10 protein-coding genes are annotated in these 13866 nt (G+C 68.1%); 5 read left to right on the plus strand and 5 right to left on the minus strand.

What is annotated here, in order from left to right:
* Together ACT86A_RS08765 and ACT86A_RS08770 are read right to left on the minus strand one after the other, a co-directional pair.
* Window positions 1-1038 (minus strand): hypothetical protein, encoded by a 1038-nt coding sequence (locus tag ACT86A_RS08765; RefSeq protein WP_445091504.1) that lies wholly within the window; start codon window positions 1036-1038, stop codon window positions 1-3.
* The gene (locus ACT86A_RS08770) at window positions 1038-2408 is read right to left on the minus strand and encodes a hypothetical protein (protein WP_445091630.1); all 1371 of its coding nucleotides are present in this window, start codon (window positions 2406-2408) and stop codon (window positions 1038-1040) included. Before ACT86A_RS08770 ends, ACT86A_RS08765 begins: the two co-directional genes overlap by 1 nt.
* 538 nt (window positions 2409-2946) lie before the next feature.
* Between ACT86A_RS08770 and ACT86A_RS08775 the strand changes: the two genes are divergently transcribed.
* The 3 genes from ACT86A_RS08775 to ACT86A_RS08785 all read left to right on the plus strand — a co-directional run bounded on the left by ACT86A_RS08775 (window position 2947) and on the right by ACT86A_RS08785 (window position 6675).
* The gene (locus tag ACT86A_RS08775) at window positions 2947-3480 is read left to right on the plus strand and encodes a lipoprotein LpqH (RefSeq protein ID WP_445091505.1); all 534 of its coding nucleotides are present in this window, start codon (window positions 2947-2949) and stop codon (window positions 3478-3480) included.
* A 101-nt stretch (window positions 3481-3581) separates the two neighbouring features.
* Window positions 3582-4382, plus strand: a complete 801-nt coding sequence (locus tag ACT86A_RS08780) for a hypothetical protein (protein WP_445091506.1) — start codon at window positions 3582-3584, stop codon at window positions 4380-4382.
* A 229-nt stretch (window positions 4383-4611) separates the two neighbouring features.
* Window positions 4612-6675, plus strand: coding sequence for a PhoX family protein (locus ACT86A_RS08785; protein WP_445091507.1), 2064 nt, complete (start codon window positions 4612-4614; stop codon window positions 6673-6675).
* 133 nt (window positions 6676-6808) lie between these two features.
* On the opposite strand, the gene ACT86A_RS08790 is transcribed toward ACT86A_RS08785, so the two are convergent.
* Window positions 6809-7561 carry a glycoside hydrolase family 25 protein gene (locus tag ACT86A_RS08790; protein ID WP_445091508.1) on the minus strand — a complete coding sequence of 251 codons (753 nt, stop codon included), beginning with the start codon at window positions 7559-7561 and terminating at the stop codon, window positions 6809-6811.
* Window positions 7562-7657: 96 nt separating this feature from the next.
* On the minus strand, window positions 7658-8995 hold the full coding sequence (gene ggh, locus ACT86A_RS08795) for a glucosylglycerate hydrolase (protein WP_445091509.1): 1338 nt from the start codon (window positions 8993-8995) through the stop codon (window positions 7658-7660).
* 102 nt (window positions 8996-9097) lie between these two features.
* Here ggh and ACT86A_RS08800 point away from each other — a divergent pair, with 102 nt between their 5' ends.
* Together ACT86A_RS08800 and ACT86A_RS08805 are read left to right on the plus strand one after the other, a co-directional pair.
* Window positions 9098-9787 carry an SDR family oxidoreductase gene (locus ACT86A_RS08800; RefSeq protein ID WP_445091510.1) on the plus strand — a complete coding sequence of 230 codons (690 nt, stop codon included), beginning with the start codon at window positions 9098-9100 and terminating at the stop codon, window positions 9785-9787.
* 253 nt (window positions 9788-10040) lie between these two features.
* Window positions 10041-10823: a polysaccharide deacetylase family protein gene (locus tag ACT86A_RS08805; RefSeq protein ID WP_445091631.1), complete on the plus strand. Its 783-nt coding sequence runs from the start codon at window positions 10041-10043 to the stop codon at window positions 10821-10823.
* Between the two features lie 38 nt (window positions 10824-10861).
* On the opposite strand, the gene leuS is transcribed toward ACT86A_RS08805, so the two are convergent.
* Window positions 10862-13708: a leucine--tRNA ligase gene (gene leuS / locus ACT86A_RS08810; protein WP_445091511.1), complete on the minus strand. Its 2847-nt coding sequence runs from the start codon at window positions 13706-13708 to the stop codon at window positions 10862-10864.
* Window positions 13709-13866 lie beyond the last annotated feature (158 nt).

Here is a 13866-nt window from a genome sequence, read left to right on the forward strand (position 1 = left end):
TCAGAAGTCCGAATCCGAAGCCGCGGCGGCGATTTCGGCGAGCAACGGTGACTCGACGGGATCGTCCGGCGCATCGGCCGTGCGGCGCAGCCGCGCCATGACCAGCGTGCGGATCCGGGCTCGACGGCCGACGGTGTCCGGTTCCGGCTCGTCCATGCCGACGCCCGGCACATAGATTTCCACGGTCACACCCGACTCCGATCCTGTGAGCGCGGGCGTCGCGGCCTGCCAGAGTTCGCCGTCGCGCAGCAAAAGCAGGTCCACAGCGCCGCCAGCGGCCTGAATCCGGGCACGTGGATGCAGGTGCGCGGGGACATCCATGGTCGATAGTGGTGCGGCGACCACGCTGACCCGCACAATCGTCGTGCCCGCGGCGCGCACCACTGCCCAGGACACGGCGCGCTCGGAGGCGTCGAGTAGGCCCGGCGGGCAACGACGCCAATCCCAGCCCGCGCTGCCCCTGGCCAAGACGAGGGCGCCGGGTTCGATCGTCGCGACCGGTCCGGCGGCCAGCGCGTAATTCTCTGCGCGGCCGAGTGTTTCGGCGCGGCTGCGGCGCTGCTCCGGTGTGTCTGCTCCGTCTGTGTCTGCTCCGTCGACGACCAGCTCGCATTCCTCGTTCAACGCGGCGATCTCGTCCTCCAGCAGGTGCTCGTCCAGCGGGGCGATGCCATCCAGGGTGGAGGCCGGCCACCAGCGCGCGGCCCAGCGGGCATAGCCCAGCCGCCATACGCGTGCGGCAAGGTCCGGCAAAGCGGGCTCGGCGAGGTATTCCCTTACGCTCCCGTCCCATTCGTCGAGCGCGAGGGATACCTCTTCGCCGTAGATCGCCCAGATCCATTCTTGGGCGAGCGAAGAATCATCGATTACCGCCGCCGGTGTCGTATGCCCGGCGAGCAGGCTCCAGGTCAGATGCCCGCCCGCCACTTCGAGCACCAGCACGTCGATTCCCGCCGCGTGGTCCACGACGGTCGGCGCGCCGTCCGGCGCGATGATCCACAGGCCGTCGCCATACCGGATCCGTATGGTCGTGCTCATCAGCTCGCCTTCGGTTCCGCCGTGCCCGGCTCGTCCGCGCGCGCCCGCACACTGAGCGCCCGTTTGACCCGCGTGCGATGGTCGAGAATGACCGAACGCGCCACGCCGTCGAGCAGATCCCACAACTCGTCGGGGTGGTGGATCGGGTACTCCCGGACATCCCTGCCGTGCAGGCGAACCCACAGTCGTCGCAGGTACGGCCGCCAGGGCGTGGTGAGCTCGACGGCGATGGCGGCCAGTGGTCCGGCGGGCGGTTCGGCGGAACCGGCGTTCACCACGAGTCGACGAGCCTGGAGCACGTACGCCTCCCGCTGCCAGCGGCTATTGATTACCTGATGCGCGGTGGCTCGCGCGACACCCGAGCCGGTTTCGGCCAGACGCAGACGCGATCGACCCGCGGCTCGCTCCGGTCGCGGGCCGATCGGCGCCAAACCGAGCGCCAGCGCCGCTCCCGCCAGCGCCGTGACGCGCAACGACTCGTCCAACAGTGCCCACGGTGCGCAGCTCCGGGCGATCTCAGCGGCGACCAGCTCCGGAATCGGCGCCAGCTCGGCACGGTCGCTCGACGCCTGCAGGACGGTGAACACGCGCTCGTAGACCGTGCGATCGAAGGGCAGTCCCAAGGCCGCCTTCGAGGCGGAGGCTCCGATGGCCGGCTGCAGTGGCAGCGGATGCTCGGTAAGTCCGAGGTCTCGCGCCGAAGACCCGGAATCATCGCGCCACAGCTGGATTCCGGTGTGCGTTCCGGCATGCGCGCCGACGAGTCGATCCAGCGCGGGCTGCGCTTCGGGTGCGTCCCGGCCGAGCCGTGCGGCAGCGCACGCCGCCAGCAGGGCGTCCACCTCGACGACGTGGTCACCGGCAGCCCGGTGGGTCAGGGGGCGGCGCCGCCAGGCGAGGTCGAGCAGCCCGGTCAGCTCCTGTCCCGTGGCGTGGTCGTTCAGGTACTCCTTCAGCGCCGCAGTGGTGCGTCCCGCGGTGTACTCGTGGATCTCGCGCAGCGTGGCCTCGGCGATGGCAGGCCCGCGCGCCGGGTCCGGCATGCCCGCGGTGGTCGCCAGCTCGAAACACCGTTGGAAGTACAGATCCTGCGGATGCCCCTCGGTGATCCGCAGCGTCCGCCGCACCTGCTTGAGCACCGTGAACCAGGCCGCCGTCGCACGCAACACGTCGGCCGCGGCCTGGATGCGCGCTTCGAGCAGCACCACTCCGTCGGCGGTCAGGATCGGGCCGGCACACAACGGATGCTGCACCGGGCGGATCACCAGCGGGTCGAGCAGCAGTTTCACCGTGCGGCGCAACGGTCCGCCCTGTGGGCCACTGAGCGGCTCGACGCCGTCGAGCCTGCGCCACACCTCGTCGAGCACCATGGCGCGCGGTCGTCGCATTGGTTCATTTTGCACGCTGTGTTTGCTTTACCGCGCCTTCGGCGCGGCGGGTTCGCGGCCCCTGTGTGGCTCGCGTCCGAGCGATCACCCCCGGCGACTTCGTCGCGGACGCGGCGGCCGCTCGGACGCGAGCCGGGCCGCGAACGGGGCATGCTCGGGCTCGCTTCGCTCGAAAAGCCGAGTTGGTCCGATGTGGTTGTTGCGTTGTCACTGCGGGATCCGAGGTAGGTACACCCTCATGGTCTTGTGCGCGGGTGACCGCGCTGGCGGCTGCGTCGCGGATGTGGCGCGTGCCCGGACACGAGCTGGGCCGGGCCCGGAGCATGTTCGCCGCGGGCGGGGTGCGGCCGCTCGGTTTCGTGCGGCGGGTGACCGCCGGACCTTGATGTTTGCTGCCAAAACCAGCAAAACCTGGGATCGGTAGGGCGCGGACCGTTTCTAGTTTTCTCTCATCGGCTCCACACCGCGGGCCGGACGAAACGAAGTTGGGGCGCCGCCCCACCAACCACAAGGACACGCCATGAACTCCAGCTCGGTCCGCTTCGCCTCCGCCGCTCTCGCCGCGTCCGCCGCCGTCTCGCTGTTCGTCACCGGATGCAGCGACAACGCGGGCAGTTCCACGGCCACGCCCTCCTCGGCACAGCCGGGACCGGCCGCTCCGGCGGGCAAGTCGACCGCGTCGGTCGACGGCAAAGCTTTCACCGCGAAGTTCACCACCACCTGCGCCAAGCAGGGCGGCACGCTGGCGCTCGCACTGACCGACACCGACAACTCCGCCTACGGCAACCTCTCGGTGAGCGCGACCATCACCAGCGCCGACACCGTGCAGGCGGTGGCGATCGCGGGCAGCAAGGGCGGCGACAACGGACTGCCCTACGCGGTCGGCTTCGGTAACGGGATGCCGGGCGGCTCTGCGACGGTGGTGAAGGACGGCAACACCTACAAGGTCACCGGCGAGGGTGTCGGCACCCCCGACCTGACCAACCCGCTGGCCGGGCCGAAGACGTCGAAGTTCGATATCACCTTCGCCTGCTCGTCCATTGTCGGCGCCTGATCGACGCCTGCCCCTGGATCCGCACCCGTCATCCCGGTCACCGCTTTCGGGATGACGGGTTGCGGCGAACCCCCCGAAATATCTCACCCCGAAGGAAAGTCATGCGGAAGATCCGCCTCGTCGCCCTGGCTCTCGCCGCCGCGGCGATCGGCTACTACGTCTATCACGCGGTAACCTATGTCCCCACAAGCGAATACGAGTCCGCCGGAATGGGCTGGGTCGGTTTCGAGATGGCACTGCCGATCATCGCGCTCACGCTGGTGCCGATCGTCTTCGCCTTCACGGGAGAAGGCATCGCCGCCGCGTTCACCGGACACAACAGCTCCGAGTTCCGCGCCGGGCTCACCGGGCTCGGCACGGTCGAGTCGGTGCGGCAGACCGGGCTGACCGTCAACGACCAGCCGCAGGTCCGCGTCGAGTTCAGCGTGGAGGGCGTGGACGGCAAGTCCTTCCACGCCGCGGCGAAGCTGATCGTGCCGCTCACCGAACTCGCCTTACTGCGCCCCGGCGTGGTGCTTCCGGTGCGCTATCTGCCCGGCCGGACCGACAAGGTCGAGGTCGACCTGTCCGGCGACGCGTCCGCCGCACAGCACGCGATCAACGAGTCGCTGATCCGCAAGGGCATCACCACCGCGCACAAGCTCGATATCGCCGAGCGCGGTATCGCCACCCAGGCGGTGGTGCAGTCGCTGTCGGTCACCGGCATGATTCGTGACGGTTACTCCGAGGTCGAACTCGGTCTGGTGGTCACTCGGCCGGACGGATCGACCTTCGCCACCCGGGTCACGAAGTTTCTCGCGCCGAGCACCGTGGGGCAGGTCCAGGTGGGGCGCATCGTACGAGCGCACTATCTGCCCGAGAACGAAAGCGAGGTCGTGATCGCCCTCGCGGTGAATGCGTAGTGGGGGCGCAGTCGGACGAACGGCCGCGCCGGACCGCGCGAAAGCCAGCCGCTCGCCCGCCACCGGGAATGCCGCGTCGATTCGGAAAGCCGGATCGCGCGGCATTCTTGTTGCGTGCCGGCAAGGCAATCTGAGGGTTACCTAATTGGTCGTCTGTTCACTTGGTCGTTTTTTCTGGATTGTCCGGATGATCTACCGTTCGCCCGTCGGCCCAACCCAGGAGTGACCCGTGAGTCTTCAGCCACTCGCCCTTTTCGTGAAGCACGACGGCCAGTCGTCGCGCGCCGCCGTAACGTGTGAATACAAATGCGCGAACGCCTGCTTCCACGAGACGCCGAACACCTCCGCCGGTGCGTATTTCGGTGACATCGTCAGCTCGCTGAACCGGCGCGGTCTGATCAAGGGTGGCGCGGCCGCGGTGCTCGCGGTCGGCGCGGGCAGTGTGCTCGCCGCCTGCGGCGACGACGAACCGGCCGCCACGGGAGCCACCAAGCCCGCGGGCCCGCCCGGAACCGGCACCGACTTCACCGCCGTCACGCCGAACAAGGAAGACGCCCTGGTGATCCCGGAGGGCTACGAGCAGTCGGTCGTGATCCGCTGGGGTGACCCGCTGTTCGCGGACGCGCCCGCCTTCGACTTCGACAAGCAATCCGCCGCCGCGCAGGCGAAGCAGTTCGGCTACAACAACGATTTCGCCGCCCTGCTGCCCATCGAGGGACAGGCGAACGGCTACCTGCTCGTGGTCAACCACGAGTACACCACCGGCCCGCACATGTTTCGCGGGTACCACAAGGACGCTCCGACCGACGAGCAGATCGCGGTCACCATGGCGGCGCACGGGTTGACCGTGGTCGAGGTCAAGGGCGAATCCGGTTCGGGCAAGCTGGTGCCCGCCTTCGGCAAGTACAACCGCAGGATCACCGCGACCACCGAGTTCAAGCTGACCGGCCCCGCCGCGGGCAGCGATTTCGTGAAGACCTCGGCCGACCCGAGCGGCACCACCGTGCTCGGCACGTTCGCGAACTGTTCCGGCGGCCTGACCCCCTGGGGCACAGTGCTTTCCGGCGAGGAGAACTTCAACGGCTATTTCGCCAACGCGGACAAGGTGACCGACCCCGCCGCCACCGCCAGGCTCAAGCGCTACGGTTTCGCCGCGGGCAAGACCGCCAACCAGTGGGAGCGCACGAACAAGCGTTTCGATCTCGCTCAGGAACCGAACGAGGCGAACCGGTTCGGCTACGTGGTCGAGGTCAACCCGTGGGATCCGAACGCGACGCCGATCAAGCACACCGCGATGGGACGGCTCAAGCACGAGGGCGCCACGATCTACGTCACGAAGAACGGCGACGTCGTCTCCTACACCGGTGACGACGAAAAGTTCGACTACATGTACAAATTCGTGTCCGCGCGAAAGATCCAGCCGGGCACCGGCGCGTCCAGCATGCGGAACAATCTGACCATTCTGGACGCGGGCACGCTCTACGTCGCGAAACTGGCCGGAAACCACCCGGACAAGATCGACGGCACCGGCGCCAAGCCGTCGGAGCAGGGTTTCACCGGCACCGGCCAGTGGATTCCGCTGCTCGAGACCGGTGCCGACGGCAAGGGCAAGTCGCTGGTCGAGGGCATGAGCGCCGAAGAGGTCGCGGTCTTCACCCGGCTGGCCGCCGACAAGGTAGGCGCGACCAAGATGGATCGCCCGGAGGATTTCGAGGCCAACCCGTACACCGGCAAGGTGTATGTCGCGCTGACCAACAACGACAACCGCGGCGCGGACGGCAAACAGGGCCCCGACGAGGCGAACCCGCGCAAGCTCAACAAGAACGGCCAGATCCTGGAGATCGACGACAACCACACCGGCACCACGTTCACCTGGTCGCTCCTGCTGGTCTGCGGCGATCCCGCGGCGGCGGACACCTACTTCGCCGGTTATGACAAATCCAAGGTCAGCCCGATCTCCTGCCCGGACAACCTGGCTTTCGACCCGTACGGCAATTTGTGGATCTCCACCGATGGCAACGCCTTGAAGTCGAATGACGGCTTGTTCGCGGTGGTGCTCGAGGGCCCGAACCGCGGCCTGACCAAACAGTTCCTCACCGTCCCGCGTGGTGCGGAGACCTGTGGCCCGGTGGTGACCGAGTCGCGGGTCATGGTCTGCGTCCAGCACCCCGGGGAAGCCGACGACGCGACCCCGGAGAATCCCCTCTCGCACTGGCCCGACGGCGGCACGGCCCAGCCGCGGCCCTCGGTCGCGGTGGTGTGGAAGAAGAACGGCGGCCGAATCGGCGCCTGATTCCCGCCTGATTCCGCAGCCTCGACCGGCCCCTGCGACCACAGCCGTGCTCATTGCGGCTTTCCCATGGGTGGGGCCGCTACCCGACTGGGCGGGTAGCGGCCCCACCCTGCGCATCCACCCTGAGGCGTCGTTATCCGCTTCCGGTCAGGCCGCGCATATTCGCGAAGCGGGCGAAATCGCCTTGCGCTCCGCTGTAGACGTTGAAATCGACACGGCCTGCGATGCCGGGGATGGCGCCTCGGTCGGTGGTCTGCCAAAACGTCCAGTTCGACCACCCGCCGGGGACTTCGGGCTGGGGGTTGCCGCGGTAGTCGGCGATCCACAGCGGATATCCGGCGAACTCGGCGGTGTTCGCCATCGCGGTGCGCCAGAAGTTCGGATAGGTGTAGACGATCGGGACTCGGCGGGTGAGGGCTTGCACCGTGGCCAAGTAGCGGCGGGTCCAGTCGATCAGCGCCGCCGGCTGGAGGCCGCCGGAGTCCTCCAGATCGAGCACCGGTGGCAGGTCGAGTGGGCCGTTCTGGCCGAGCGCCACCGCCGCGTACATCGCGGCCTGCGGTTCGGGTGGCAGGGCGGGCCGGGCGTAGTGGTAGGTCCCGCGGGCCATGCCGGCGGCCCGCATCAGCACGCTGTCGGGCAGGAAATACGGGTTGATGTAGCTGAGCCCTTCGGTGGCCTTCACCATGGCGAAGTCGTGGCCCGCCTGCTTGACGGCGAACCAGTCGATCATGCGTCCATCGGGGTGCTGCCACGACGAGACGTCCGGGCCGGTCGGCGCCGCGACTGCGGCGGGGGCGGTAGCTGCATGGATGCCGATTGCTATGGCAAGCGATAGCGCAGTGCCGAGGCAGCGGACAGCTGAACTCAACAAAGGGCTTTTCATGCCGGTTGACGATAGCCATCCGTTACTGCTGTGGCTAGTGTTACGTATGGGAAAGTCGCTAGAAAATAACTATCGAGCTGATCTGTCCGAGCTGATCTATCCGAGCCAATCCAGCACGGACGCCGCCGTCCAGGATTGCTGCATGCTGCCGAGCGCTTCGCCGGTGAACGGCTCGTAGTACTCGGCGAAGGCTCCGTCGCTGGCCTGGCGCAGCCCCTCGGCGCGCAGCATGAACGCGCGCTCGGCCCAGCCTCGCCTGGCGAAGACCCAGGAGAACAGCCAGCTCATCACCGGCCACACCGGGCCGCGCCAATATTCGCGGGAACGGAAATCCTTGGAGACCGGCGAGGTCGACGGCGGCAGCGCGTAGCGCAGATCCGGGTGCCCGCAGAAGCGCGGTCCCTCGAACAGGCGCAGCAGGCCGCGCTCGGTGTCACGGGGTAACCCGCCGCACAGCAGTGGCGCGAACATCGACAGCGTCTCGGTGTCGATCCAGCGCCCCAACCGCACGTCGAAGTCGCGGGCGGTGCCGGTGCGGGCGTCGGTGGTCGCGATGACGCCCCCGCGGAAACGTTCCGCCCACAGATACAGCTCTCGCACATCGGCATTGGGCTGCTTGTACTCCTCGCCGATATTCGCCAAGACCTCGCAGGCCAGCGCGAAGATCCCGGTGACGAACACGTCCTCGACGGCGAAGCTCATGGTCGAGGCGAGTTGGTAGTCGTCGTAGCCGGCGCGGCGCATCTGCTCCACCAGCCACAGGTAGCGGTCGTACTCGCGGTCGCTCGGGCGCTGGCTCGGATCGGCGACCACCAGCACGTCTTCGCGGCGGTAAGGCGGGAGGTCGCCGGGGATCACGTGCTCGTAGGCGCGGTCCCAGCGCGGCGAGTTGTCCATCCCGGACTCCCAGCCGTGATACAGCGTGATCCGGCCGGTCTCCTTCGGATCGCGGGCATGCGCCAACCAGCGGTGCCAGCGCACCAGGTCCGGCCAGCGCCGGTGCAGGAACTGCTCGGCCACCGACCTGGTGCTGCGCCCGTGCCTGCGGGAATGATCCAGAATCCGCTGCACCGCGATGGCGTGGACCGGCGGCTGAGTGATCCCCGAGGTGTCCGGGCCGTCCGGTGCGTTGGCGGCCAGCTTGCGGCACTCCCAGCGGGCCGGACCGGGAAAGTAGCCGTCGACGCCGTTGGCGAAGACGATGTGCGGGATCATGCCGTTCTTCCATTGCGCCGACAGCAGCGTGTCCAACTCGATCACCGCCCGTTCCACGCTGAGCGGAGCCAGCCCCACCGCGACGAACGCCGCGTCCCAGCTCCACATGTGTGGGTATAGTCGCGGTGCCGCGCTGGTCATCGTGCCCAGGTCGTTCCCGCGCAGCAGATAGGCGGCGCGGGCCGCGAGCTGGGTTGGGGTGAAGCCCGGGTGTGCCATCCTCTTATTCTGCGATGTGACCCGCGGATACGCCCGCCGGTGTGCCCGGCTTGTCATGTCGGGTTTTATGCCTTACTTCCACTGCCGGTTACGGTGGGGCCTATGACTTCCGCCGCGACCTCGAGACCGACCGCGTTGATCACCGGTGCCGGCCGCGGGCTCGGCGCCGCCATCGCGCGCGAGCTCGCTTCGACGCACGACCTGCTGCTCGGCGCCCGGTCGGCGCAGTCCCTGGGCGGCATTCTGGCGGAGTTGCCCGACGCGCGCGGGTGGCCGGTCGAGTTGACCGACTACCACGCGCTCGCCGCGGCGGTCGAGCCGATCCGGCAGCTGAATGTGCTGGTGCACAACGCCGGCATCGCCGATCTCGGCACGATCGCCGACTCCACCGTCGATCAGTGGCGAAATACCTTGGAAGCGAACGTCATCGCGGTCGCCGAGTTGACTCGGTTGCTGCTTCCCGCGCTGCGGGCGGGTAATGGCCACGTCGTGCTGATCAACTCGGGGGCGGGCCTGCGGGCGAGCGCCGGCTGGGCTTCCTACGCCGCGAGCAAATTCGGGTTGCGCGCGTTCGGTGACGCACTGCGCCTGGAGGAGCCCGGCCTGCGGGTGACCTCGATCCATCCGGGTCGGATCGACACCGACATGCAGCGCGAGATCGTTGCGGGTGAGGGGCGCGAGTACCGGGCTGAGGAATTCCTCAGCCCGCAGACCGTGGCGTACACGGTCCGCGCCGCCCTCGATACCCCGCGCGACGGCCACCCCACCGAAATCGTGCTGCGGCCGTACTGATCGATACTGTCGGCGCCGCCGCGGGTGTGCGGGCAGCGTATGCCGTGGCAACGGCGAGTTCGCCGGGCGCAGCGGTCCGATAACGTTGCCGCGCCGTCTGCTCAACCGCCGCCGCCGTTGCTTGTGATTCGCCGTAGCGATCACCTCGGTTCAGCTTCCCGTCAAGTTTGCTCGTTACCGTCCAGCCGCGTCCTCGGGTGTGGTGCGGGGAGGTGTGCGCGAGCAAGAGGATCGGGTTGTGGACAGACGTCGAATGCTGACGTTGCTAGCTGCGGGTACGGCGGTCGCCCTGACCGGATGCGCGGTGGCTGAGGGTGAACCAATCGGCAGCGGGTCCGCGGGCGCAGCGCCGTCGCTGCTGCCGCAGCCCGCACCGCCATTGCTACCGCCACCGCCCGGTGGTCCGAAGACCCCGATCCCGGCGGCCACGATCACCGCACTTCCCGGACCTGGTAACACCATGGCGCTCACCGTGGACGACGGGGCAAGTCCGGAGGTCGTCGGCGCCTACATTCAATTCGCCAAAGACACCGGCGCGCGGTTCACCTTCTTCGTGACCGCTTACTACGACTCCTGGGCCATCCACCGTAATGCGTTGCGCCCCTTGGTCGAATCCGGGCAGGTCCAACTCGGCAACCACACCTGGGACCACGCCGATCTGACGAATATATCCGCGTCGGCGGCCGCCGCTCAGCTACAACGGGCGAAGACCTATCTGCGTGACAACTTCGGCGTGGACGGCACCCCTTACTTCCGCCCGCCGTTCGGCCGGCACAACGCGACGGTGGACCGGGTCGCCGCCGATCTCGGCTACACCGTGCCGACCATGTGGTACGGCTCACTGTCCGACTCCGGTGTGATCACCGAGGAGTACCTGATCGAATGCGCGAGGCAATACTTCCACGCCCAGACGATCGTCATCGGGCACGCCAACGCGCCCGCGGTCACGCACTGCTACGGGCAGTTGGTGGACATCATCAAGGAGCGCAACCTGTCCATGGTCACGCTCGACGATGTCCTGCTCCCGCCACGCTGATCAACTGGCCGCTCAGGCTGTGCTGATCAACCGGCCGCTCAGGCGACGATGTTCACCAAACGGCCCGGCACCACGATCAGCTTGCGCGGCGGCGCTCCATTGAGCAGTGCGGCGATCTTCTCATCGGCCAGCGCGGCAGCCTCGATCGTCGCGGTGTCGGCGTCCGCGGCCACCTGAATCCTGCTGCGCACCTTGCCGTTCACCTGAATCGGGTACTCCACCGACTCATCCACCAGCAGCGCGGGATCGGCGACCGGGAAGGGGCCGTGCGCCAGGGATGTGGTGTGGCCCAGCCGATCCCACAGCTCCTCGGCGATGTGCGGGGCCAGCGGGGCCAGCATCAGGACCAGCGGCTCCACCACCGAACGCGGCGCGCCGTCCGGGTAGGTCTTGGTCAGGTGGTTGGTGAGCTCGATCAGCTTGGCGCCCGCCGTGTTGTCCCGCAGTGCGGCGAAATCCTCGTCCACGCCCGCGATCGCCTTGTGCAGCAGGCGCAGTGTCTGCTCGGCGGGCGCGGCGTCGGTGACCCGCAGCGCGCCGGTCTCCTCGTCCACCACCAAGCGCCACGCGCGCTGCAGGAACCGGTGTGCGCCGACGACGTCCTTGGTCGCCCAGGGCCGCGAGGTGTCCAGCGGGCCCATCGCCATCTCGTAGAAGCGGAAGGTGTCCGCGCCGTACAGGTCGCACATCTCGTCGGGGGAGATGGCGTTCTTCAACGACTTCCCGATCTTGCCGTACTCCTGGAACACCTCGATCTCGGTTCCGGTGGCGTCGGTCCAGAAGAAGCTGCCGTCGCGCTCGACGACCTCGGCGGCGGGTATGTAGGTGCCACGCGCGTCGGTGTAGGCGTGCGCCTGGATGTAGCCCTGGTTGAACAGCCGGCGGTACGGTTCGCTCGCGGACACGTGACCCAGGTCGTACAGCACCTTCTGCCAGAACCGGGCATACAGCAGATGCAGCACCGCGTGCTCGACGCCGCCGACGTACAGATCGACGCCGCCCGGGTCGTTCTCGCCGTGCTCCGCGGGGCGCGGGCCGAGCCAGTACCGCTCGTTCTCCTCGGCGCAGAACGTTTCCGCGTTCGTCGGGTCGGCGTAGCGCAGCTCGTACCAGGAGCTGCCCGCCCACTGCGGCATGACGTTGGTGTCGCGGCGGTACCGCTTCGGCCCGTCGCCGAGGTCCAGTTCGACCTCCACCCAGTCGCTCGCCTTGGCCAGCGGCGGGGACGGCTCGGAGTCCGCGTCATCCGGATCGAAGGTCACCGGCGCGAAATCGGCCAGCTCGGGCAGCCGTACCGGCAGCATGGATTCCGGCAGCGCATGCGGCGCGCCCTGCTCGTCGTAGACGATCGGGAACGGCTCGCCCCAGTAGCGTTGGCGGGCGAACAGCCAGTCGCGCAACTTGTACTGGACGGTGCCCGCGCCGTGGCCGTCGGCCTCCAGCCGGGCGATCATCGCCGCTTTGGCCTGCTCGACGGACATGCCGTCGAGGTAGCCGGAGTTCACCAGCACACCCTCGCCCGCGTGGGCGCCCGCGGTCAGGTCGCCGCCGCTGATGACCTCGACGATCGGCAGCCCCAGCACGGTGGCGAATTCCCAGTCGCGGTGGTCGTGTCCGGGGACCGCCATGATCGCGCCGGTGCCGTAGCTGCTCAGCACATAGTCGGCGATGAAGATCGGTACGGCTTTGCCGGTGGCCGGGTTGATCGCGTAGTTGCCCAGGAAGACGCCGGTCTTGTCTTTGTTCTCCTGGCGCTCCAGATCCGACTTCGCGGCGATCGACTTGCGGTAGGCCGCGACCGCGTCGGCCGGCGTGGCGGCGCCCTCGTTGGTCCAGCGGGGATCGGTGGGCTGCGGCCATGCGGCCGCGGTGAGCTTGTCGACCAGTTCGTGTTCCGGCGCGAGCACGACATACGTGGCGCCGAAGAGGGTGTCCGGCCGCGTAGTGAAGACCTCGATGTGTTCGCCGTCGGCGTCGAACTTCACCTGCGCGCCGCGGGATCGGCCGATCCAGTTGCGCTGCATGGTCTTCACGTTCTCGGGCCATTCCAACCGGTCCAGGTCGTCGACCAGTCGATCGGAATAAGCGGTGATGCGCATCATCCACTGCCGCAACCGCTTACGGAACACCGGGAAGTTGCCGCGTTCGCTGCGGCCGTCGGCGGTGACTTCCTCGTTGGCCAGCACGGTGCCGAGACCGGGACACCAGTTCACCACCGAATCGGTCTGGTACACCAGCCGATACGAGTCCAGCAACGCACCGCGATCGGCGGCCGACAGCGTGTTCCATGACCGGCCGTCCGGGACGGCCCGCGCGCCGGAAGCGAATTCGGCCTCCAGCTCGGTGATCGGCCGGGCGCGGTCGTGCTCCACGTCGTACCACGCGTTGTAGATCCGCAGGAAGATCCACTGCGTCCAGCGGTAGTACTCGGGATCGGTGGTCGCGAAGCTGCGGCGCCGATCGTGGCCGAGGCCCAGCCGGTCGAGCTGGCGCTGCATGGTGGCGATGTTCGATTCGGTGGTCACCCGGGGATGGGCGCCGGTCTGCACCGCGTACTGCTCGGCGGGCAGACCGAACGCGTCGTAGCCCAGGGCGTGCAGCACATTTCGGCCGTGCATCCGGTGATAGCGCGCGAAGACGTCCGTGGCGATGTACCCGAGCGGATGCCCGACATGCAGACCCGCGCCCGACGGGTACGGGAACATGTCCTGGATGAACAGTTTGTCGGCCGGGGTGGGACCCGCCAGCGGTCCGACCGGATTCGGCGCATGGAAGGTTCCGCGCTCGTTCCACGCCTGCTGCCACCGGCGCTCGATGCGCCCGGCAAGCTCCGCGTTGTACCGGTGCTGTGGTACATCGCTCTCGGTTGCACGTGTGTCCTGCACGGTCCTGCCTTCTTGTGGTCGCCGATCCCCGTCGAACTTCGTCTATCAGGGTAGAACGTCCGGTCGACGGGACCGGAAATCGGGCTGGCCTGGACTTCCGCCGCGCGTTCGCCGGTGCACGGCCCGTCGGCGGCCGACCGGCACCGATGCGCTAGCCT

This window comes from Nocardia glycosmidis (assembly GCF_052545115.1).

What these genes read in the sequence shown, in the direction of transcription:
- ACT86A_RS08790 (WP_445091508.1), bottom strand. Translation starts at nt 7,561, where the DNA reads ATGAAAAGCCCTTTGTTGAGTTCAGCTGTCCGCTGCCTCGGCACTGCG.
- ACT86A_RS08775 (WP_445091505.1), top strand. Translation starts at nt 2,947, where the DNA reads ATGAACTCCAGCTCGGTCCGCTTCGCCTCCGCCGCTCTCGCCGCGTCC.
- ACT86A_RS08800 (WP_445091510.1), top strand. Translation starts at nt 9,098, where the DNA reads ATGACTTCCGCCGCGACCTCGAGACCGACCGCGTTGATCACCGGTGCC.
- ggh (WP_445091509.1), bottom strand. Translation starts at nt 8,995, where the DNA reads ATGGCACACCCGGGCTTCACCCCAACCCAGCTCGCGGCCCGCGCCGCC.
- ACT86A_RS08770 (WP_445091630.1), bottom strand. Translation starts at nt 2,408, where the DNA reads ATGGTGCTCGACGAGGTGTGGCGCAGGCTCGACGGCGTCGAGCCGCTC.
- ACT86A_RS08780 (WP_445091506.1), top strand. Translation starts at nt 3,582, where the DNA reads ATGCGGAAGATCCGCCTCGTCGCCCTGGCTCTCGCCGCCGCGGCGATC.
- ACT86A_RS08765 (WP_445091504.1), bottom strand. Translation starts at nt 1,038, where the DNA reads ATGAGCACGACCATACGGATCCGGTATGGCGACGGCCTGTGGATCATC.
- ACT86A_RS08805 (WP_445091631.1), top strand. Translation starts at nt 10,041, where the DNA reads ATGCTGACGTTGCTAGCTGCGGGTACGGCGGTCGCCCTGACCGGATGC.